The sequence below is a fragment of the Noviherbaspirillum sp. FW303-A3 genome (genome assembly GCF_058788695.1).
Map to the genome: position 1 here is coordinate 932322 of NZ_JBYTAZ010000001.1, position 20717 is coordinate 953038.

Here is a 20717-nt window from a genome sequence, read left to right on the forward strand (position 1 = left end):
CTGGTCACGCAGGGGCATGCCGCAAAGGAAGGACAACGCGGAAAGTCGATCCCTTGCCGACTTCGCTGCGCACTTCAATGCGGCCCTGGTGCTTTTGTACGATCCCGTACGAGAGGGACAATCCAAGGCCTGTCCCTTTGCCAACCGGTTTGGTCGTGAAAAAGGGATCGAAGATTCGCGACATGGTTTCCTTCGTCATTCCGCAGCCGTTGTCCTCGAATTCGATCCAGACATGCGTGCCGTCGGCACCGGTTCGGATGACAATGCGTCCCCGTTCCTGGCCGATCGCCTGTGCCGCATTGACGACCATGTTCATGACAACCTGGTTGATCTGCGATGGCAGGCATTCGATTTCAGGCAGTGTGCCGTACTCCTTGACGACGTCCGCCTTGTACTTGATCTCGTTGTTGACGATGTTCAGCGTTGAGTCGATGCCCTGGTGGACATCGGCCCATTGCCATTGCAGATGCGAGTCGACACGGGAGAAATCCTTGAGGTCCTGCACGATCTTGCGGACACGGATCAGTCCCTCGCGCGACTCTTCCATCAGGTATGGGAGATCCCCTTTCAGATAGTCGAATTCCACGCGTTCCCTGAGCGATTTCAGCCGTGCCAGGGCCGCCTCGTCGTTGATGCGGTCCTCGACCTCTTCATAAGCCTCCAGCATTTCGAGGAGGCCGGAGAAGTACTGTTCCAGCGCGCCGAAGTTCGAGAAGATATAGCCGATCGGATTGTTGATCTCGTGCGCGACACCGGCCGCCAGTTGCCCGATCGAGGCCAGCTTTTCGGACTGCATCAGCTGTTCCTGCGCCATCGACAGTTTTTCGTTCAGGTCGGTCAGCTCCGCATTGCGGCGCAGGAGTTCCGCCTCTGCCTCTTCCCGCTTGCGGATGTCATCCTCCAGCCTGCGATTGGCCTGCGCAAGCTGGGCGGTACGCTTGACCACGAGCTGCTCCAGGTCAACCTGGACCTTGTGCAAGTCCCGTTCCGCCAGCTTGCGCTTGGTCACGTCCTGCAGCGTTTCAATGGCGCCGACCACGCGTCCGCTTGCATCGCGCAACGGCGCGGCGGAGAAAAACAGCCAGCGTCCGCTTTCCCCCATATGCGGGAAAAAATCCTCTGCCTCGAATGCCCCCGGAATGATGGGAGAACGCCTGAACTTCCCGTGGTAATAGGCTTCCACCATCTCTTCCACGGCGCCGGAGACAATGAGATCAGCGAGCACCGGCCGCTCTTTGGGATAGAACGGCGCCCACTGGTTGCGCGTGCCGATCATGCGCGAGGCTGCGACACCGATGGTCCGTTCGCATGCCTGGTTCCAGTGGGTGACGACATGGTTGGCGTCAATCGCAAAGGCCGGGACGGGGCTGCCGTCGAAGAAAGCGGACAAGGCGGGCGTCATGGCGCTGTCGCCCTTTGCCGGAGGGGCTTGTACGGCGACTGCGGTTGCCGGCATGTCATTCGATGCACGGATGAATTCCGCGGGAATGCTTTTTTCAAGACTGGCGGCGCCATCTTCCTGCCGCTTGCCGGACTGGCCGCTTGCCTGCGCAAGCATCTCGCTGCGCCTCGCGGCGAACCGCTCGACCCGCACCTGCGCATCATGCAGCGATTCTTCGGCCAACCGGGTTTCGGTGATGTCGTGCATCGTCTGCACCGCGCCAACGATCCTGCCCTGCCCGTCCCGCAGTGGCGCCGCCGAAAAGGCAATCCACCGGCCGCTCTCCCCCAAGTGCGGAAAAAAATCCTCGACTTCGTAGGCGCCGGGGACAAGCGGCACGGACCGGAAACGGATTCCGGCAAACGCCTCGGCAATATCGGCGGGCCGGTCCAGCATGACGTAGTCGGCCAGCACCTTCTGTGGCTGCACGTAGTAGGGTTGCCAATGATTGCCGGTGCCGACGATCTTGTCCGCAGCGATGCCGGTCATGCTTTCGCAGGCCTTGTTCCAGCGGATCACCGTGTGTTCAAGGTCAATGGCAAAGGCAGCGACAGGACTGCCATCAAAGTCCGCCGGCAGCCAATGCGCCGTCCCTGAAGACAGTTGTTCTGGATCGTTCTTCATGGCCCTCCCTGGGCTCCCCGGCATCGATTCATTATCGTACGAAAAGCGGGCGGGTCAACCGGGACGGTCGGACAGGAGTTCGGTAGCGATGGCGTGCGTGTCCTTGATGGTCTGGAGAACGATATTGGATCGGATGTCGAGCACCCCGTCCGTCTTGTACAGTTTTTCCAGGATGAAGGCGGAAAAGTGCTTGAGGCTGCGCGCCCTCACGCGCAGCAGGTAGTTTGCTTCCCCGGTGATGATGTAGGAGCCGACCACCTCCGGCCATGCTTTCAGGAACGCGGAAAAGTTCTCGTGCCAGCGTTCGACGTCGCGCCGCATCGTCACCTGCACGAAGGCATCGACCTCGAGTCCAAGCGTTGCGGTGTCGAGCACGGCGCTGTAGCGGGCGATGACGCCGTTCTCTTCCAGCAGCCGTACCCGGCGCAGGCAGGACGATGGCGAAAGAAAAACCCGTTCGGCGAGCTCCTGGTTGCTCATCCGGCCATCCTCCTGGAGGAGCGAAAGTATCTTCAGATCGACATGATCGAGGTTCATTCGAATATCCAGCTGAAAATTGAGTCAATTCTCGAATCCTATTTCATTTTCAATGGATTTTGTGCTGCACTTCGCAACAAATCGTCATGAATTTCGCCTTACACTTCATTCAAGCGCAACGATTGGAGGCGACAGCAATGACAAAACCCCTGCGGATCTGGGATATCACGCCGCCGGTATCGGCCGGGATGCCGGTATGGCCAGGCGATACCCCCTTCAGCACCGCAACCACCTGGGAAATCGGGGGCGGCTGCCCTGTGAAGGTGAGCCGGCTCACCATGTCCACCCACACGGGAGCGCATTGCGACGCGCCCTCCCACTATGACCCCGCCGGCGCCGCGATCGACGCCGTGCCGCTCGACGCCTACCTTGGACGCTGCCGCATTGTGGATTGCACCGGTGTAAAACGCGTCGAACCGGAGCATCTCAAGGGTACGCTCGACGGGATTCCTCCGCGTGTTCTGTTTCGCACCTATGCGAAAGCGCCCGTGGACAGCTGGGACAGCGCCTTCGCAAGCGTGGCCGCCAGTACGGTGGCGCTGCTGGCGGCACATGGCGTACGGCTCATCGGCATAGACACGCCCTCGCTCGATCCGCAGGACTCCAAGACCATGGATGCGCACCACGCGGTCAGGGCGCACGGCATGGCGATCCTCGAAGGCATCGTCCTCGACGATGTGCCCGCTGGCGACTATGAACTGATCGCCCTGCCCCTGAAACTTGCCGGCATGGACGCCAGTCCGGTGCGCGCCGTGCTCCGATCCCTTCCGCAAGGAGATGCATGATGTTGACAAGAAGCGATTGTGCCGCACTGGACGCAATGGATGCGCTGGCGGGCCTGCGCGAGGAATTCGACCTGCCCGAAGGCGTCGTCTACCTCGACGGCAATTCGCTCGGCGTGCGGCCGAAGAAGGCGCTCGACCGCGCGCGCGAAGTGCTGGAGCGGGAATGGGGCCACGATCTCATCCGGAGCTGGAACAAGGCAGGCTGGTTCGACATGCCGCTGCGCCTGGGCGACAAGCTGGCGCCGTTGGTCGGTGCTGCTCCGGGGGAGATTGCCGTCACGGACAGCACATCCCTGAACCTCTTCAAGGTCCTCGCCGCCGCACTGCGCATCCAGTCGGGAAAGAGCGAAACCGCGAGCCGGAAAACCATTGTCACCGAACGCGCCAACTTCCCGACCGACGTCTACATGGCCCAGGGGCTGACGGAATGGCTGGACCGCGGCTACCGCCTGCGGCTGGTCGACACGCCGGAAGAACTACCCGCCGCCATCGACCGGGACACGGCTGTCGTCATGCTGACGCATGTGAATTACCGTACAGGCCACATGCATGACATGCGTGCGGTGACGGCACATGCGCACGGACAAGGCGCGCTCGCAGTCTGGGACCTGGCGCATTCTGCCGGCGCCGTTCCCGTGAACCTCAACGAGGACGGCGCGGATTTCGCCGTCGGCTGCACCTACAAGTACCTGAACGGCGGACCGGGCGCTCCTGCATTTGCCTGGATTGCGCCGCGGTACCAGGCTGCATTCCGGCAGCCCCTGTCCGGCTGGTGGAGCCACGTGACCCCCTTCACGATGCAGCCGGAATTCGCGCCCGCCAGCGGCATCCGGCGCGCATTGTGCGGCACCCAGCCCATTCTCTCGCTCGCCCTGGTCGAATGCGGCCTGGATGTGTTTGCGCAGACAAACATGGCAGCGGTCAGGAAGAAGTCGCTGGCACTGACCGACCTGTTCATCGAGCTCGTCGAAACCCGCTGCGCGCGCCATCCGCTGACATTGGCCACGCCGCGCGAGCACCGCGTACGCGGCAGCCAGGTCAGCTTCGCGCATCCGCACGGCTACCCGGTGATGCAGGCACTGATCGAACGCGGCGTGATCGGCGATTACCGCGAGCCGGAAATCATGCGCTTCGGCTTCACGCCGTTGTACACGCGCTTCGTCGATGTGTGGGATGCGGTGGATATCCTGGCCGATATCCTGGATGGACAAAAATACGACGTCGGCGCAAAACACGACGCAGTCACCTGAGCGAGGCGAACATGGATTCGAAAAAAACCGCCGAATGGCACGGCGCGCAGATGGACTTCAGCAAGGCCATGAGCTACGGCGATTACCTGGCGCTGGACCAGGTGCTGTCGGCGCAGCATCCGCGCTCGCCCGCCCATGACGAGATGCTGTTCATCGTCCAGCACCAGACCAGCGAATTGTGGATGAAACTGATGCTGCACGAACTGCACGCCGCGCTGCGCCAGATGCAGAAGGATGACCTGCAGCCGGCATTCAAGATGCTCGCCCGCGTGGCGCGGATCATGGACCAGCTGGTGCACGCATGGGATGTCCTGGCGACGATGACGCCGCCGGAATACACGGCGATCCGCCCCTACCTCGGGCAGTCGTCCGGATTCCAGTCCTACCAGTACCGGGAGCTGGAATTCGTTCTCGGCAACAAGAATGCCGCAATGCTGAATGTCCATGCTTCGTCGCCGGAAGTCCATGCCCGCCTCGACAGCGCCCTGCGCGCGCCTTCGATCTACGACGAAGCCCTGCTGCTGATGGCGCGTCGCGGTTTCAGCATTGACAAGAGCCGCCTGCAGGGAGACTGGACGACGCCAACCATCGCCGACGAATCGGTGAAAGCGGCCTGGCTTGAGGTGTACAAGTCGCCGGAAAAGCACTGGGAGCTCTACGAGCTGGCGGAAAAACTGGTCGATCTGGAAACCGCCTTCCGCTTCTGGCGCTTCCGGCATGTTACGACCGTGGAACGCATCATCGGCTTCAAGACCGGCACCGGCGGCACGGCCGGGGCCAGCTACCTCAAGAAAATGCTGGAGGTCGTGCTCTTCCCGGAGTTGTTCGCCCTGCGCACCGCGCTCTGACGCCAATTTTTCCGCAACAACGCCGATTTGAAGGGAGGTAGCGCGACGGCAACGGGTATAATACGGCGCGAAGCACAGAGCGAGCGGTGAGCAATTGTTCAATACGCTGTAATGAAGTCAATGGTTCCCCCTCATGTTCGGGCCGCTTTCGATGCGGCCCGTTTCATTTGGCAGCCGGAACATGGCCTTTTGCTCACGCCCGCATTCACTGATAGCGCCCTATGTCCAAGAATCCAAGCAGCAAACCGATAGAAATCAAGATTTCGACCGTCGTTGCCGTTTCCGCCATCCTCCACACCTCCGACCTGTCCGTCCTCGACGCGGCGATGCAGGCGATGACCGGTGGCGCATCCGACTACTTCGACAACGAGTTCGCGATCCTCGACGTCACGTCCTGTGAAACCTTGCCGACCGCGATCGAGTGGCCCGCGCTGATTTCCCTGTTCAAGTCCTACAGCCTGAACCCGGTCGCCGTACGCGGCGCGCCTGTGGAAATGGAAGAGGCGATCCTGTCCAGCGGCCTGTCCATCGACACCCTGGTGCAGCCGCGCCGGCCTGCCGAGGAAGAAGCGCCGGTGACCGTCGTACCCGAACCAGCCCCCGCGCCGGCGCCCGTTGCCCCGGCAGCGCCAACCGCCGCACCTGCGGCCATGATCATCGACACCCCGGTCCGCGCAGGCCAGCGCATCTATGCGCGCGGCGCCGACCTCGTGGTGAACGCGATCGTGAACCCGGGCGCAGAGCTGATCGCGGACGGCAGCATTCACGTCTACGCACCGTTGCGCGGCCGCGCGCTTGCAGGTGCCAGCGGCAACAACGAAGCACGCATTTTCACGCTGAGCATGGAAGCCGAACTGGTCTCCATTGCCGGCACCTACCGCACTTTCGAGAGCGGTCTACCCCAGGATCTGGCGAAAAAACCGGCGCAGGTCCGTCTTGCTGGCGACCGGATAGATGTCCTGTCCATTCGCGTCTAGTTTTTTTGATCTAACGAAAGGAGTTGTTTGTGGCCAAAATCATTGTTGTAACGTCCGGCAAAGGGGGCGTAGGCAAAACCACCTCCAGCGCCAGCTTCGCCTCCGGCCTGGCACTGCGCGGACACAAGACCGCTGTGATCGACTTCGACGTCGGCCTGCGCAACCTCGACCTGATCATGGGCTGCGAGCGCCGCGTGGTGTACGACCTGATCAACGTGATCAACAATGAAGCGACCCTGAACCAGGCCCTGATCAAGGACAAGCACTGCGAAAACCTGTTCGTGCTGCCCGCCTCGCAGACGCGCGACAAGGATGCGCTGACCGAAGCCGGCGTCGAGCGCGTGCTGAACGACCTGGCCAAGATGGACTTCGAGTACATCGTGTGCGATTCGCCGGCGGGCATCGAGCACGGCGCCGTGATGGCGCTGACCTTCGCCGACGAGGCAATCGTCGTCACCAATCCGGAAGTATCCTCGGTGCGCGACTCCGACCGCATCCTCGGCATCATCCAGGCCAAGTCGCGCCGCGCGCTGAACGGCCAGGAGCCGGTCAAGGAACACCTGCTGATCACCCGCTACGTGCCCAAGCGCGTCGAAGCCGGCGAAATGCTGTCCTACACCGACGTGCAGGAAATCCTGCGCATTCCGCTGATCGGCATCATCCCGGAATCGGAGTCCGTGCTGCATGCATCCAACCAGGGCAACCCGGCCATCCACATGACCGGTTCCGACGTGTCGGAAGCCTACCAGGACGTCGTCGCGCGCTTCCTCGGCCATGAAGTGCCGCTGCGCTTTACCGCCTACGAAAAGCCGGGCCTGTTCCAGCGACTCTTTAAAGGAAAGTAAACATGGCGCTGCTCTCCTTCCTGTTCAATACCAAACCGAAAAGCGCCAGCGCAGCCAAGGAGCGCCTTCAGGTCATCATCGCGCGCGAGCGCAATGGCCGCGACGGCCCGGACTTCCTGCCGGCCCTGCACAAGGAACTGATTGAAGTGATTTCGAAGTATGCGAAGGTGAATGCCGACGACATCAAGATTTCGCTCGATCGCCAGGGCAACCTGGAAGTGCTGGATGTGAATGTAGTATTGCCGGATGTGATGCCGGGCAAGTAAAGTTTGACCGCGTCCTTCGAAGGCATTGCGCCTTCGAAGGAAAGCCTGTTTAGTGAAGCTGGTGTTTCAAGTCTGACAGTTCGCGGTGTGCCTGCATGATGGCGTTCTTCAGTTCGGCATCCACATTGCCTGTCGAATGTTCGCATGCATCCTTTGCGCGATCGCCCAGTTGTTCCAGGTCATCGACGCATTGGCGCACCTGCTGTTCATCCTGCGCCGACTGCACCATGTTGCGCGCCTGACCGATCTTCTGGTCCAGCTCCTGCATACAGTTCTTGATGTCCATCGGCACAGCCTGCGCCGATTCGCAACGCTGGGCGGCCTCATGGATGGTGCTCTCCACATGGACCAGGCGTTGCTGCAGTTCGTTTGCTTGCATCATGTCATGCCTCCTAACGGTTTCCCTCGCAATCGAGGGAATCATTTGATAACTGCCTGACAACCTAGTTCCAGCCGTTCCCGCGCAACTTCAGCGGCCATGCGAGGTCTTATTTTGTTGCGCCTTTGATGCCATTCCGGCAAGCCTTGCGTGTAAGACAGTTCCTGTACAATTCGCCCCACGATGAGCCCCCCGAAAAACCTGTTTTCCTATCCGCGTTACCGTCCCGACTACACGACGCCGGTGCCCTTCCTCCCGATGTCTCGCGCGGAAATGGGGGCGCTCGGCTGGGATTCGTGCGATGTCATCCTGGTCACCGGGGATGCCTATATCGACCATCCGAGCTTCGGCATGGCGCTGGTGGGACGGCTGCTGGAGAAACAGGGATTCCGGGTCGGCATCATCAGCCAGCCCGACTGGCATTCCGCGGAGCCGTTCCGCGCGCTGGGCAAGCCGAACCTGTATTTCGGCGTCACCGCCGGCAATATGGACTCGATGATCAACCGGTACACCTCGGAACGGAAAATCCGCTCCGAAGACGCCTATACCGCAGGCGGCGAGCCGGACAAGCGCCCCGACCGCGCCGTGACCGTCTATGCGCAACGCGCACGCGAAGCCTATCCCGACGCCAACATCATCATCGGCAGCATCGAAGCCAGCCTGCGCCGCATCGCGCATTACGACTACTGGTCGGACAAGGTGCGCCGCTCCGTGCTGCCGGATTCCAAGGCCGACCTCCTCCTGTTCGGCAATGCGGAACGCGCGCTGGTCGCGCTCACCCACCGGCTCGCCGCAGGTGAACCGATCGAGTCGATTCGCGACCTCCGCGGCACGGCGTTCATGGTCAAGCGCGGCTGGAAGCCCGCCGAAGACTGGAGCGAAGCCAACTCGACCCGCTACGACACGCCAGGCCGTATCGAGGCGCATCCGGATCCGTACGAGATGAAGGACAAGCAGTCCGCGAGCTGCGCGACCGACCAGAAGCCTGCGGAGCAGCCCGTCCTCATCCTGTCTCGCGAAGAGCGCCAGGCAGCACTGAAGGAACAGCGCAACAAGACCGTCGTGCGCATTCCGGCCTATGAAGACGTCAAGGGCGACCCGATCCTGTATGCGCACACCTCGCGCATCCTCCATCTCGAATCCAATCCCGGCAACGCCCGCGCGCTCGTTCAAGCCCATGGCGAACGCGACGTCTGGCTGAACCCGCCGCCGCTGCCGCTCGCCATGGACGAGATGGACGGCGTGTACGACCTGCCTTACGCGCGCGGGCCGCATCCGAGCTACGGCAAGGCGCGCATCCCTGCCTGGGAGATGATCCGCTTCTCGATCAACATCATGCGCGGCTGCTTCGGCGGCTGCACCTTCTGCTCGATCACCGAACACGAAGGCCGCATCATCCAGAGCCGTTCCGAGCCGTCCATCCTGCGCGAGATCGAGCTTGTCCGCGACAAGACGAAAGGTTTCACCGGCACCATCTCGGACCTCGGCGGGCCGACGGCCAACATGTACCGTCTTGCCTGCAAGGACAAGAAGATCGAGGAAACCTGCCGTCGCCTGTCCTGCGTGTACCCGAGTATTTGCGTCAACCTGAACACCGACCACAGCAAGCTGATCCAGCTTTACCGCAAGGCGCGCGCCATCCCCGGCATCAAGAAGATCCTGATCGGTTCCGGCCTGCGCTACGACCTCGCAGTGCGTTCACCTGAATACGTGAAAGAACTGGTGACCCACCACGTCGGCGGCCTGCTGAAGATCGCGCCAGAGCATTCCGAGGAAGGCCCGCTGTCGAAGATGATGAAACCGGGCATGGGCGCGTACTACAAGTTCAAGGAAATGTTCGAACGCTACTCACGCGAGGCAGGCAAGGAGCAATACCTGATCCCCTACTTCATCGCCGCCCACCCGGGCACCACCGATGAAGACATGCTCAACCTCGCGATGTGGCTGAAGCAGAACAACTTCCAGCTCGACCAGGTACAAAACTTCATGCCCACGCCCATGGCGATGGCCACCGCGATGTACCATGGCCGCCGCAACCCGCTGCACAAGGTTTCCGCCGATTCCGAAGTTGTCGAAACGCCGCGTACCGGCAAGGTCCGCCGCCTGCACAAGGCTTTCCTGCGCTACCACGATCCGGAAAACTGGCCGATCCTCCGCGAGGCATTGCAACGGATGGGACGCTCGGACCTGATCGGCAACAGCGACCGTCACCTCGTGCCGCGCTTCCAGCCGCCGGGAACCCCTCAAGTTTCGGGCAAGCCGACTCGTGCAGCAGCACCCCAGCGTTCAGCAGGAAAACCAGTCCCGCAAGGTCGCGCAAAACCGTCCCGGCAAGGACCTCCCGGACCGCACAAAGCCGGCCGGAAATGAGCAGTCCATTGAAGATATAAATAGTTCGAATATCTGTTATTGCAACAATAAAGCAGACGGGAAGAGACGGCTCAACTATAGTGAACCTGTCTCCTCCAACTCTTCTTGAATTGGATTTAGCCCGCAAACCGAAAGGACTGCGGGCTTTCTTTTTTCCGCGTTTCGTTTTCCATCCCTTCTGTGCCTTGATTTTAATCAGCAATAAAAACCATTTTAGAATCAAATACTTGGATCACCCCGCACCAACTTGTCCACAGAATTAGCCACAGGAAATGTGTGCAACACATGCTCTCGTGCGAACAAATTTTCACGAAGTTGCCGGTCAGACTATTGATTCCAGTCACCTCTTCTATAAAATGAATTCCAGCAATTAGGGAATTGCGCCAATTCAAGACGAGGCAGACATGAGAAACGCACACCAAAGAGCTGTAGCCCGCACCGCCAAAGCGCAATTCAACGTCAACAAGCTGCAAGCAGCCGCCTGCATCGCGACGTCCTCGGCAGTCAGCATTGCCATCATCTATTGGGCGATCAAGAGTCTGTTCTAAGCCGCACATCACCGTAACGACCATCTTCCCCCGGACGCATCACTGCGTCCGGCACCACCGCTTCTTCCAGCAAATCCTTACCGGCCTTCAGCGACGTTCAGGCGCGCCCTGTATAATCGCGCCGCTTCGCCGCTGTTCGCGCGGCGGTCTGGAACCAACATGGAAGAGCTCCTGAAAACCTACTTTTCGGCCCAGGGCCTGGACAAGGACCCGGCGCTTTTGCAGCAGTCCATGCGCCTGATCCGCGAATGGCTCTTCGTCGACAAGCGCCACGCGTATCCTCCCGCCGATTTCGAAGGCCTGAAGAAGGAATTCAACGCACCCGCGATGCCGCTCGACGGTGCTGCGATGAACGCCGTGCTCGATGCGCTCCAGCAGCAGGTTTTTGCGCACTCCGTCCCCGTCAACCACCCGAAGTACATCGGCCACATGACCCAGGCCTTGCCCTGGATATCCGTGCTGGTGGAAGCATTCATTGCAACGCTCAACCAGAACCAGGTAAAGATCGAGACCGCCTACAGCTCCACGCTGGTCGAAAAGCAGGTTCTCGGATGGATGCACAGACAGATCTACCGCTTCGACGACGCCTTCTACCGCGCCTGCTTCCAGTCCAATGACGTCACGCTCGGCAACATGGTCAACGGCGGTACCATGGGCAACCTCACGGCGCTGTCGGTCGCGCTCGAAAGCCAGATGCCCGGCCTGAGGAAGAAAGGCTTCCTGACAATCCTGCGCGAGAAGGATTACACCGGTTTCGCCGTGCTCGCCTCGGCCCGCGTGCACTACTCCGTCAAGAAATCACTGGCGACGCTCGGACTTGGCGAAGACGCGCTGTGCGTCATTCCCACCGACGAAAACAACCGGATACGGCTCGACCTCCTGGAAGAGCGAATCGCCGAGCTGAAGCAGCGCAAGGTCAAGATCCTCGCATTGATCGGCGTCGCCGGCACGACGGAAACCGGCAGCATCGACCCGCTGAAAGAACTCGGCCGGATCGCGCAACGCGAAGACATCTGGTTCCATGTCGACGCCGCATGGGGCGGCGCCCTGCTGCTTGCGGACAAATACCGCGACATGTTCCACGGCATCGAGATGGCAGACTCTGTCGTTATCGACGGCCACAAACTGTTCTGGGTATCGATGGCGCAGGGGATGGTGCTGTTCAAGAGCGAAAACAGCCTGAACCACCTGCTGCACGCGGCCAACTACATCATCCGCAAGAGCTCCGGCGACCTGGGGCGCACCTCGCTCGAAGGCTCGCGTCGCTTCGATGCGCTGAAGCTCTGGTTTTCCTTCAAGCTCTTCGGCATGAAAGGCTACGATGCCCTGCTCGACCAGTGCGCTGCACGTGCGGCAAGCATGCGTAAACTGGTGATGGAGGATCCGGATTTCGAGCTGATCACCTGCTCGGACACCTTCATCCTCACCTATCGTTATGCGCCGCGCGAGATGCAGACGCAGCTCAAGGCAAGCATGCGTGCCGGGGACGGTGAAACGGTCGCCAGCCTTACAGAGACGCTGAATCGGATGAATACCGCCCTCCAGGACGAGCAGAAGCGCCGGGGCCTCAGCTTCGTCTCACGGACACTACTCGAATCGACGCCGTATCCCGGCCAGGTGACCGTGTTGCGCGCGGTCCTGACCAATCTGCTGACGACGGTGGATGACTTGAAGGAAATCCTCGCCGAGCAAAAGGCAATCGGCAGCCAAGTCGAATAAAACCGTCACCGCTTCCTCGCCTCAGGTACGCTCGCTGCCAAGCCAGTCGCGCACCCGCGCCACCACCCAATCCCCATCATCCAGCGGCAGGTCATGCCCCGCATCGGGATGCAGTGCGAAATCGGTACGCCAGGCGTGGGCCAGCCGCTGTGAACAGGATGTATCGACCAGCCGGTCCCCGGCGGAAGACAGGATAAGCATCGGAACCTTCGGCCTTGCCACGGGCGCGCGGAACGTCGCCGCTGCGATCAGCTGGCGAAGTGCGTTGCCGCGCGAGACCGGGCATTCCTCCTGATAGGACACCCATGCGCTCAGTGTATGCGCATGCATCCCGGGCCGGCTGCTCGTCAGATGGAGGATCAGCCGCTCGCGCGCGTCCGCGTCGTGCCGCGACAAGGCTATTCCGAGCAGCCGGGGATAGTTTCGCCATAGCAGGCGTCGATAGAAAGGGCTGAACGACCGCATGCTGCTGTTCATCAGCACGCAACCGGCAAGCTCCTCCGGGTACCGGTGCGCCCATGCCACGGCGACCATGCCGCCAAGCGACAGGGCAAGCAGGAAATACGGCGGCCGCCCTCCTCGCGCGGACAGCATTGCGCGGCAATGCTCGACCATGTCGTCCACGCGGGCCGGACTCCGGGCGCCGTACAGCTTTCCGTTGCCAGCCAAGTCTGGAAGCATGACTTCCGCGCCGTCGATGCATTGCGAGAACTGCGCCGGAAACACGCCCCAATGGCGGCTTTCACGCATCAGACCGCGCAGGAAAACCCATCTGCTCACCCGCCCCTCCCCTTGTACCAGTGAGCGAAGGCGCGCGCCTGCTGCTCATTACGCTGGGCCCCCTCGGGCAACCAGTGCTTGTACCCTGCCGTGGCCAGCGCCAGGAAATCCAACCAAACAAGGTGGCGCCGCAACACGCGCTGCAGCCGGTGTACGGGCAGCGGATTGAACATCCCGATGCGGCTGAGAAGCTGCAATGGGTTCTTCTTCACCCAGCGCCATGAGCCCATCTCCAGCGTAAGCGGCAGGAAGATCTTGTCCTCATCCTCCATCACCTGCAGGTATAGGTAATCCCACAGGTCCCCGTGTGTCAGGTACTGGCTGCTCTGCGGCTCGAAGACGTAGTCGTGGTGCGGATAGGCCTGGCTGAACAAGTCCTTCAGTGCAAAGACTTCCGCCAGGTGCCGGATAGGCGACGTGCTGTGCGCGAATGGAAACCAGATGCGGTCGCACAGCCCGAAGCCGGAATGGCAGTCGAGCGCAATGCTGAACCGGCGGCTCATCAGTTCCTCGCGCACGACACGGCATACGGCGTCGCTCTCCACCTCCATGGGTTGTCCTTCGGAACCGCGAAACCACGGCAGCCGCGCACTGAGGCGATGTCCGCCGGCGAGCAGCGGCACCTTTTCTTGCGCATCCACGGGAGCGTTGCGCATCAGGTCCACGCCCCGGCCATTGCATCGCGTCCCCCGCCACATGCCGGCAGGATTGACGATGGGCATGAACACGAATCGCATCGACGCCATTTGCGCCTGCAACGTCCGGTCCCAACGCAGCCTCGCCAGCAGACTCTTGAGAAAAGCCAGCAGGACCCGCGAACCGATCCGTTCGAGCCCGTGCACGCCGCCGAAGAAGCCGACTGCGGGAATATCCGTCCGGTCGCTGCCCAGCGCAAGCACATGGACCGGGAAGACGCGGCCTCCCGCCTCGACCCGGCACATCTCGCGCACCGCGAGTTGAGGGTGGCCTTCGTTGGCGATGCTCTCCAGTGCGAGCATCTCGGGGAGGTCCTTCGTCGCCATTCGGCTGCAGATATGGTTGCAAGCGGAAACGTCCCGCTTCCTGTTTCAATGGGAACTCCTCTTGAGATCAACAATCAGGCTGATTGTTGCAGCCGTTTCCAAAAAGTGACAACGCACTCTGCTTGCCGCTGTGCGTCGAATAGTGTCACAGCCGTGTAAGAAGTTGCCGTGATAATGGCCGGCGATCTCAACGTCTCCCTTCCTTATTATGAACGCGCTGCAAGCCTCGGCCCTTTGGACATCCGACACTGTTTTTGCAAAAACCGCAAAAGGCCAGGACGAAGTGTCGCGGCGCGTGCACGGGCTGGACGTCCGGCAGCGGCGTGTGTTGATCGTCATCGACGGTCAAAGGAGCGCCGGTGCCGTAGCATCCATTCTGGCCGCGGATGATGTCGGCCAAATCATTCCATCTCTCGCCGAACAGGGTTTCATTGCGCAAAAAAATACAGGGCCATTGCCAGTCGCACTACCGGGGGAAAACCCGATGGAAAGCGAAGATGCTTTGCGTGATGCAAAGGAGTTCATGATTTCCGTGGCCCATTCCTGCCTCGGCCTGCTGGCGGCCGACCTCATCACGCGCATCGAGCGGGTGGAACGAATAGCGCAATTGCCTCCGGTCGTCGGCTACTGGGCAGCGGCAATCCGCGACTCGAGGTTCGGCAAGCACCTCGGCGAGCGCTACCTCGATCAATTGAAGAAAGCGCTACCGGCACTCCAATTGCGCTGAGTGTTTGCGCCCTCCCCGCCAGAACGTTCGGGTCACGCAGTGGACGGCAGCAGCCTGAGAATCGGCTGCATTTCTGCAGGCGGTAGCGGCCGCGAAATGTAGAAGCCCTGGATCTCGTCGCAGTGCAGTGCCTTCAATATCCTGACCTGGCCAACCGTCTCGACGCCTTCCGCCACGACGCGCATGCCGAGCGCATGAGCCATGGTAATGATGGCCCTGAAGAAAACGCTACCCTCCTCGGATTCTTCCAGTCTGGATGTGAAAGCCCGGTCGACCTTCAGCACATCGGTCGATGGCGATAGAGGTGACGGTTGGAGCCGACAGCGCCGACCTGCGCTGATTGCCTTTTGCCGTTCTTCTTGCAACTACGCAGAATTCGTTATCGTAGGCACGAGAGATGACGAATTAATGACAGGAAGGACAGGTGAAGGCATTGCTTGAGATGCGTCAAACCTGTTTGCCATCACTTCTTGATTGCCTGTGCAATCGGTGGAATCAACTTCCTGCTGCTACACCAGATCTCCATCCCATTGCTCTAGTTCGATGATTCTTTCCCGCATCTGTGCGGACACAGGAATCCGTTCGCCTGTTGCATTCAACAGCCATACGCAGATGGCGTGGCCATGTCCGGCCTTGGCACCGTTCCAGACCGCATATTCCATGCGAAAGCTGGTCGTGCGCACCCAGGAAACGCGTGCCGTGACAATGACTTCCGTCCCGTGATTGAGCGCACGGTCAAACGTGAAGCCAATGTCCTTGAGCACCGGCCCGGGCGTATCGATCGACAATGCCGGCACGCCAAGCGCAGCGATGTAGGCGTTGCGCGTTTCCTCGCACCAGATGAGGTAAGCGCGATTGCTGACATGGCCGAAAGGATCGATGTCGCTCCAGCGTGTCTCAAATCGCTTGCCGAATCCCCATCCCGGTTCGACGCCAAACCGGGCGATGGAGTCCGTGTTCAGATCATTCATTCCGCTCTCCCGCCGGAAGCGCCGGCTCTACACGCCGCCGATGCACAAATACTTCATCACGAGGTAATCATCGATGCCGTGCCGCGAACCTTCGCGCCCGAGGCCGGACTGCTTGACGCCACCGAACGGCGCCATTTCGCTCGAAATCAGGCCGGTGTTGATGCCCACCATGCCGTATTCCAGCTGCTCCGCCACGCGCCAGATCCGTCCGATATCGCGAGAGTAGAAATAGCTCGCCAGGCCGAACTCGGTATCGTTGGCCATGGCGACCACTTCTTCATCGGTACGGAAGCGGAACAGCGGTGCGACGGGCCCGAACGTTTCCTCTTTCGCGACTTTCATTTGCACGGTCGCTCCAGCGATCACGGTCGGCTCGAAAAAGGTGGCCCCAAGTGCGTGCCGCTTGCCGCCAGTCAGCACCTTGCCGCCCTTCTCGATGGCATCGGCAATATGCGTTTCGACCTTCGCCACGGCGTCCGCATCGATCAAGGGGCCCTGCGTGACGCCCGCTTCAGTACCCTGCCCCACCGTGAGTTTGCGCACGGCTGCGACCAGCTTGTCGGCGAAGGCATCATAAATGCTGTCATGCACATACAGGCGGTTGGCACAGACGCAGGTCTGGCCGGCATTGCGGTACTTGCTGACCATGGCGCCTTCGACCGCCGCGTCCAGGTCGGCATCGTCGAACACGATAAAGGGCGCATTGCCGCCCAGTTCCATGGAAACCTTTTTCACGGTGGATGCGCTCTGTTGCATCAACAGCCGGCCAATCTCGGTGGAACCGGTAAAGCTCAGCTTGCGTACCGTCGGATTGCTCGTCATTTCGCCGCCGATTGCCGGCGCATTTCCGGTAATGACGGAGAACACGCCGGCCGGCACGCCGGCTTCTTCCGCAAGTACGGCGAGCGCGAGCGCCGAAAACGGCGTTTGCTCCGCTGGCTTGACCACCATCGTGCAGCCTGCGGCCAGCGCTGCGGCTGCCTTGCGCGTGATCATCGCAGACGGAAAGTTCCACGGCGTGATGGCGGCGCAGACGCCGATCGGTTCCTTGAGGACGAGGATGCGCTTGTCGGCGCCCGGCCCCGGCACCGTGTCGCCGTTGACACGCTTGGCTTCTTCAGCAAACCACTCCAGATAGGAAGCGGCGTACATCACTTCGCCGCGCGCCTCCGCCAGCGGCTTGCCCTGCTCGGTGGTCATGATCAAGGCAAGGTCGTCGATATTGGCCAGCATCAGGTCATACCAGCGGCGCAGGATGACGGAGCGCTCCTTTGCTGTCTTCTGCCGCCAACCGGCCCATGCCGTGTTTGCCGCCTCGATGGCGCGCCTGGTTTCCATTGCGCCCATTTCCGGAACCGTGCCGATCAACTCGCCGGTTGCCGGATTGGACACACCAAAGGTGGCGCCACTGTCCGCATTGCGCCAGGATCCGTCGATATAGCATTGCTTGCGCAGCAAGCCGGGTTTGTTCAGAGTTACCACGGTGCTTCCTTTCATGGGAATTTTTATATGTGCAAGGCGCGGTCATACGCCGCGAGCACGGCTTCATGCATCGCTTCGGATTGGGTCGGGTGCGGGAAGATCGCTGCCATCAATTCCGCTTCCGTCGTCTCGAGCTCGCTGGCGATGGCATAGCCCTGAATCATCTCGGTGACTTCCTCGCCGACCATGTGGGCCCCAAGCAGTTCGCCGCTGTCCGCGTCGAAAACCACCTTGGCGAAGCCGCCGGTGGCGCCGAGCGCGATGGCCTTGCCATTGGCCGCAAACGGAAACTTGCCGACGCGTACGGCGCGTCCGCCGGCGCGCGCCTTTGCTTCCGTCAGGCCGACGCTTGCCACCTGCGGATGGCTGTAGGTGCAGGCGGGAATGCGGGAAATATCGAGCGGGTGCGGGTGGAGGCCGGCAATCTTTTCGACGCACACTAGCGCCTCATGGCTCGCCTTGTGCGCCAGCCAGGGCGGTCCCGCAACATCGCCGATCGCATACACGCCCGGCTCGCCGGTTGCGCCGTAGGGGTCGGTCACGATGTGGGTCTTCTCCACCTTGATTGCCGTGCCTTCCAGTCCGATGTTCTCGACGTTGCCGACAATGCCGGCTGCGCACAGGACCACGTCGGCTTCGATCGTTTTCGCGTTGGCGCCTTCCAGTTCCACTTTCCACGCACTGCCCGCCTTGCTGCTCGATTTCACACGGCAGCCGGTATGCAGCTGCAGGCCCTGCTTCTTCAACGCTTCGGCGACATGGGCGGAAACTTCTTCGTCTTCCACCGGCAGGATGTGGTCTGCCATTTCCACCACGCTGACTTCGCTGCCTAGCGCATGATAGAAACTCGCGAATTCGATGCCGATCGCGCCGGCGCCGATCACCAGCAAGCGCTTTGGCAATGTGGCAGGCATGAGGGCTTCGCGATACGACCAGACGCTGTCGCCGTCCGGCGTCAGTCCCGGCAGCTCGCGCGCACGGGCGCCGGTCGCCAGGATGATATGGTGCGCCGAGAGCGCCGTGCCGCCCTGTTCTCCGTCCACCTGCAGCATGCCTTTTCCAGCCAGGCGGCCATGTCCGTTGATGACGGTCACGCCATTTTTCTTCATCAGGTGGGTGACCCCGCGCTGAAGCTGGGCGGCAACCGCGCGCGACCGCGCCACCATCGCCGCGAGGTCGGCTTGCGGCGCGCCCACCTTGATGCCGAACTGCGCCGCATCGCGGACCAGTCTCAGGACATCGGCGGACCGGAGCAAGGCCTTGGTCGGGATGCAGCCCCAGTTCAGGCAAATGCCGCCGAGATGCGTCTTTTCGACCAGCGCCGTCCGCATGCCAAGCTGCGCCGCACGGATCGCCGCGACATAACCGCCGGGGCCGCCGCCGACGACGACCAGATCGAATTCCTGTTTTTTCATCGCGTCCTCAGATCAATGCTGCAAGCGGGTTTTCGATCATGCGCTTCAGCGTCGCGAGCCATTGCGCGGCAAGCGCCCCGTCAATCGCCCGGTGGTCAACCGACAGCGTCACCGTCATGACCGATGCGATGGCAAGCGCGCCATTCTCCACGACGGGACGCTGCTGGGTTGCGCCCACGGCGAGGATGGCAGCCTGCGGCGGATTGATGATCGCGGAAAATTCCTGTACCCCGAACATGCCGAGGTTGCTGATGGTGAAACTGCCGCCCTGGTATTCCTCGGGCGCCAGCTTGCCGCTGCGTGCGCGGACCGCGAGATCGGCAATCTCGCTGCTGATGGCCGAGAGCGTTTTCCTGTCGGCAGCGCGAACGACCGGCGTGATCAATCCGTTATCGGTCGATACCGCGACCGAGATGTCAGTCTGCGCGTAACGGCGCAGCGCGTTCTCGTTCCAGCTGACGTTCATCTCCGGCATCTCGCGCAATGCGGCAGCGACCGCCTTGACGATGAAGTCGTTGACGGAAACCTTGCGCGGCGCACCGGCATTGACCTGTGCGCGCAAGTCGATCAGCTTGTCCATCCGGCAATCGGCCGTGAGATAGAAATGCGGAATGGAGGACTTGCTCTCGGACAGGCGCCGCGCGATTGTCCGGCGCATGGTCGAATGCGGGATCTCCTCATAGGCGGCGTTGACCTGAAGTGCCTGCGGCAGGATCGCTGTTTTCGTTGCTGCCGCAGCAGGTGCGGTCACCGGCTGCGCGACCTCGACGTCACGCTTGACGACGCGGCCATGCGGGCCGCTTCCGCGTATTGCGGACAGTTCCACGCCGCGTTCTTTCGCCAGGCGCCGTGCGAGCGGGCTGGCGAATACGCGCGTACCGCGATCCGGCGCCGGCATCTGGCTTTCCGGCTGCTTTGTCGCTTCGGGCGCAGGTGCGGATGCCGCTGACGGGGCCGGGGCAGCGCCGGCCAGCAGTGCGTCGATATCGGCAGCGGTTTCGCCCGCGGCAAGCAGCACGGCGACCGGCATGCCGGCACGCGCCTCGCCTCCTGCCGGCACGAGTATCCGGCCGAGAATCCCCGCATCTTCCGCATCAAGGTCGATCAGCGCCTTGTCGGTTTCGATACCGGCCAGCGTGTCGCCCGCGGAGACGCTTTCGCCTTCTTTCTTCAGCCATTCCTTCACCACGACAAGGCCGCCGTCGGCAGCAATTTCCGGCATGTGAATCAGCTTGGCCATATCAGACAACTCCTTTGATCAGGTCGGGGCGATAGGCCCCGATATCCTCGTATTGCACGAGCTCCAGGACGTTTCCTTCGGGGTCGCGGCAGAATGCGAGATAGACACCCGGACGGACTTCCACCCGCTGCGGCCCGGTCATGAACGTGATGCCCGCGGCGGCCAATCGGGCCATCGCCGCATCGATGTCGTCGATGATGAACGTCAGGTAAGCGGCGTTCGGCTTGTCGAGAATCCATTTGCTTGGGGCTTCGGGCGCCGGGGGCGTCGCGCGGGCGAGCAGCTTGATCCGTTCGCCGTACGAGGTCTGCAGGCGCACCACGGTGTATGGCTCCGGACACAATCCGGCTGCCGCGGCCTTGTCGGCCGGGACCTGGAATTCGCTGACAAACCGGAAGCCGAGCGTTCCTTCATAGAACTGCCGCAGTGCCGGCAGGTCGCGGCATGCAATACCCACTTCGAGCGGGACCGTCATGTTCATCGTCATCTGT

General features: G+C 61.5%; 21 protein-coding genes. 10 read left to right on the top strand and 11 right to left on the bottom strand.

What is annotated here, in order from left to right; translation table 11 throughout:
- Positions 1-4 precede the first annotated feature (4 nt).
- Both AC3WOY_RS04575 and AC3WOY_RS04580 read right to left on the bottom strand, forming a co-directional pair.
- A complete protein-coding gene (locus AC3WOY_RS04575) occupies positions 5-2065 on the bottom strand; it encodes an ATP-binding protein (protein ID WP_492421216.1) in 2061 nt (686 codons plus the stop codon).
- Between the two features lie 54 nt (positions 2066-2119).
- Positions 2120-2602, bottom strand: coding sequence for an Lrp/AsnC family transcriptional regulator (locus tag AC3WOY_RS04580; protein ID WP_492421218.1), 483 nt, complete (start codon positions 2600-2602; stop codon positions 2120-2122).
- 137 nt (positions 2603-2739) lie between these two features.
- Between AC3WOY_RS04580 and kynB the strand changes: the two genes are divergently transcribed.
- The 6 genes from kynB to minE all read left to right on the top strand — a co-directional run bounded on the left by kynB (position 2740) and on the right by minE (position 7573).
- Positions 2740-3387 (top strand): arylformamidase, encoded by a 648-nt coding sequence (gene kynB / locus AC3WOY_RS04585; protein ID WP_492421220.1) that lies wholly within the window; start codon positions 2740-2742, stop codon positions 3385-3387.
- On the top strand, positions 3387-4637 hold the full coding sequence (gene kynU, locus AC3WOY_RS04590) for a kynureninase (protein ID WP_492429189.1): 1251 nt from the start codon (positions 3387-3389) through the stop codon (positions 4635-4637). The genes kynB and kynU overlap by 1 nt, the downstream gene beginning before the upstream one ends.
- Before the next feature lie 11 nt (positions 4638-4648).
- A complete protein-coding gene (gene kynA, locus AC3WOY_RS04595; protein WP_492421222.1) occupies positions 4649-5485 on the top strand; it encodes a tryptophan 2,3-dioxygenase in 837 nt (278 codons plus the stop codon).
- 221 nt (positions 5486-5706) lie between these two features.
- Positions 5707-6462, top strand: a complete 756-nt coding sequence (gene minC / locus AC3WOY_RS04600) for a septum site-determining protein MinC (protein ID WP_492421224.1) — start codon at positions 5707-5709, stop codon at positions 6460-6462.
- Between the two features lie 29 nt (positions 6463-6491).
- Entirely contained in the window at positions 6492-7307 is an 816-nt protein-coding gene (minD, locus tag AC3WOY_RS04605) for a septum site-determining protein MinD (protein WP_492421226.1), read from the top strand.
- Between the two features lie 2 nt (positions 7308-7309).
- Positions 7310-7573, top strand: coding sequence for a cell division topological specificity factor MinE (gene minE / locus AC3WOY_RS04610; RefSeq protein ID WP_492421227.1), 264 nt, complete (start codon positions 7310-7312; stop codon positions 7571-7573).
- A 49-nt stretch (positions 7574-7622) separates the two neighbouring features.
- On the opposite strand, the gene AC3WOY_RS04615 is transcribed toward minE, so the two are convergent.
- Positions 7623-7955, bottom strand: coding sequence for a hypothetical protein (locus tag AC3WOY_RS04615; RefSeq protein ID WP_492421229.1), 333 nt, complete (start codon positions 7953-7955; stop codon positions 7623-7625).
- Positions 7956-8135: 180 nt separating this feature from the next.
- Here AC3WOY_RS04615 and AC3WOY_RS04620 point away from each other — a divergent pair, with 180 nt between their 5' ends.
- The 3 genes from AC3WOY_RS04620 to AC3WOY_RS04630 all read left to right on the top strand — a co-directional run bounded on the left by AC3WOY_RS04620 (position 8136) and on the right by AC3WOY_RS04630 (position 12589).
- Positions 8136-10322, top strand: a complete 2187-nt coding sequence (locus AC3WOY_RS04620; protein ID WP_492421231.1) for a YgiQ family radical SAM protein — start codon at positions 8136-8138, stop codon at positions 10320-10322.
- A 404-nt stretch (positions 10323-10726) separates the two neighbouring features.
- Positions 10727-10870: a hypothetical protein gene (locus AC3WOY_RS04625; RefSeq protein ID WP_492421233.1), complete on the top strand. Its 144-nt coding sequence runs from the start codon at positions 10727-10729 to the stop codon at positions 10868-10870.
- A 159-nt stretch (positions 10871-11029) separates the two neighbouring features.
- Positions 11030-12589: an aminotransferase class V-fold PLP-dependent enzyme gene (locus AC3WOY_RS04630; protein ID WP_492421235.1), complete on the top strand. Its 1560-nt coding sequence runs from the start codon at positions 11030-11032 to the stop codon at positions 12587-12589.
- Positions 12590-12610: 21 nt separating this feature from the next.
- On the opposite strand, the gene AC3WOY_RS04635 is transcribed toward AC3WOY_RS04630, so the two are convergent.
- A complete protein-coding gene (locus AC3WOY_RS04635) occupies positions 12611-13369 on the bottom strand; it encodes an alpha/beta fold hydrolase (protein WP_492421237.1) in 759 nt (252 codons plus the stop codon).
- The gene (locus AC3WOY_RS04640) at positions 13366-14391 is read right to left on the bottom strand and encodes a M14 family zinc carboxypeptidase (protein WP_492421239.1); all 1026 of its coding nucleotides are present in this window, start codon (positions 14389-14391) and stop codon (positions 13366-13368) included. Before AC3WOY_RS04640 ends, AC3WOY_RS04635 begins: the two co-directional genes overlap by 4 nt.
- Positions 14392-14599: 208 nt before the next feature.
- Between AC3WOY_RS04640 and AC3WOY_RS04645 the strand changes: the two genes are divergently transcribed.
- Complete coding sequence (locus AC3WOY_RS04645) at positions 14600-15118, top strand: hypothetical protein (protein ID WP_492421241.1); 519 nt, start codon at positions 14600-14602, stop codon at positions 15116-15118.
- A gap of 32 nt (positions 15119-15150) precedes the next feature.
- Here AC3WOY_RS04645 and AC3WOY_RS04650 read toward each other — a convergent pair whose 3' ends face one another.
- The 6 genes from AC3WOY_RS04650 to AC3WOY_RS04675 all read right to left on the bottom strand — a co-directional run bounded on the left by AC3WOY_RS04650 (position 15151) and on the right by AC3WOY_RS04675 (position 20713).
- The gene (locus AC3WOY_RS04650) at positions 15151-15402 is read right to left on the bottom strand and encodes an EAL domain-containing protein (protein ID WP_492421243.1); all 252 of its coding nucleotides are present in this window, start codon (positions 15400-15402) and stop codon (positions 15151-15153) included.
- A 225-nt stretch (positions 15403-15627) separates the two neighbouring features.
- Entirely contained in the window at positions 15628-16089 is a 462-nt protein-coding gene (locus tag AC3WOY_RS04655) for an acyl-CoA thioesterase (protein ID WP_492421245.1), read from the bottom strand.
- 27 nt (positions 16090-16116) lie between these two features.
- Positions 16117-17586, bottom strand: a complete 1470-nt coding sequence (gene gabD / locus AC3WOY_RS04660; RefSeq protein WP_492421247.1) for an NADP-dependent succinate-semialdehyde dehydrogenase — start codon at positions 17584-17586, stop codon at positions 16117-16119.
- An 8-nt stretch (positions 17587-17594) separates the two neighbouring features.
- Positions 17595-18986, bottom strand: a complete 1392-nt coding sequence (gene lpdA / locus AC3WOY_RS04665) for a dihydrolipoyl dehydrogenase (protein ID WP_492421249.1) — start codon at positions 18984-18986, stop codon at positions 17595-17597.
- A 7-nt stretch (positions 18987-18993) separates the two neighbouring features.
- Positions 18994-20226, bottom strand: a complete 1233-nt coding sequence (locus AC3WOY_RS04670) for a pyruvate dehydrogenase complex dihydrolipoamide acetyltransferase (RefSeq protein WP_492421251.1) — start codon at positions 20224-20226, stop codon at positions 18994-18996.
- A gap of 1 nt (position 20227) precedes the next feature.
- Positions 20228-20713, bottom strand: a complete 486-nt coding sequence (locus AC3WOY_RS04675) for a VOC family protein (RefSeq protein ID WP_492421253.1) — start codon at positions 20711-20713, stop codon at positions 20228-20230.
- Positions 20714-20717 lie beyond the last annotated feature (4 nt).

Coding starts and splice junctions, on each gene's coding strand:
- AC3WOY_RS04575 (WP_492421216.1), bottom strand. CDS start 2,065: ATGAAGAACGATCCAGAACAACTGTCTTCAGGGACGGCGCATTGGCTG.
- AC3WOY_RS04580 (WP_492421218.1), bottom strand. CDS start 2,602: ATGAACCTCGATCATGTCGATCTGAAGATACTTTCGCTCCTCCAGGAG.
- kynB (WP_492421220.1), top strand. CDS start 2,740: ATGACAAAACCCCTGCGGATCTGGGATATCACGCCGCCGGTATCGGCC.
- kynU (WP_492429189.1), top strand. CDS start 3,387: ATGTTGACAAGAAGCGATTGTGCCGCACTGGACGCAATGGATGCGCTG.
- kynA (WP_492421222.1), top strand. CDS start 4,649: ATGGATTCGAAAAAAACCGCCGAATGGCACGGCGCGCAGATGGACTTC.
- minC (WP_492421224.1), top strand. CDS start 5,707: ATGTCCAAGAATCCAAGCAGCAAACCGATAGAAATCAAGATTTCGACC.
- minE (WP_492421227.1), top strand. CDS start 7,310: ATGGCGCTGCTCTCCTTCCTGTTCAATACCAAACCGAAAAGCGCCAGC.
- AC3WOY_RS04615 (WP_492421229.1), bottom strand. CDS start 7,955: ATGATGCAAGCAAACGAACTGCAGCAACGCCTGGTCCATGTGGAGAGC.
- AC3WOY_RS04620 (WP_492421231.1), top strand. CDS start 8,136: ATGAGCCCCCCGAAAAACCTGTTTTCCTATCCGCGTTACCGTCCCGAC.
- AC3WOY_RS04625 (WP_492421233.1), top strand. CDS start 10,727: ATGAGAAACGCACACCAAAGAGCTGTAGCCCGCACCGCCAAAGCGCAA.
- AC3WOY_RS04630 (WP_492421235.1), top strand. CDS start 11,030: ATGGAAGAGCTCCTGAAAACCTACTTTTCGGCCCAGGGCCTGGACAAG.
- AC3WOY_RS04640 (WP_492421239.1), bottom strand. CDS start 14,391: ATGGCGACGAAGGACCTCCCCGAGATGCTCGCACTGGAGAGCATCGCC.
- AC3WOY_RS04645 (WP_492421241.1), top strand. CDS start 14,600: ATGAACGCGCTGCAAGCCTCGGCCCTTTGGACATCCGACACTGTTTTT.
- AC3WOY_RS04655 (WP_492421245.1), bottom strand. CDS start 16,089: ATGAATGATCTGAACACGGACTCCATCGCCCGGTTTGGCGTCGAACCG.
- gabD (WP_492421247.1), bottom strand. CDS start 17,586: ATGAAAGGAAGCACCGTGGTAACTCTGAACAAACCCGGCTTGCTGCGC.
- lpdA (WP_492421249.1), bottom strand. CDS start 18,986: ATGAAAAAACAGGAATTCGATCTGGTCGTCGTCGGCGGCGGCCCCGGC.
- AC3WOY_RS04670 (WP_492421251.1), bottom strand. CDS start 20,226: ATGGCCAAGCTGATTCACATGCCGGAAATTGCTGCCGACGGCGGCCTT.
- AC3WOY_RS04675 (WP_492421253.1), bottom strand. CDS start 20,713: ATGACGATGAACATGACGGTCCCGCTCGAAGTGGGTATTGCATGCCGC.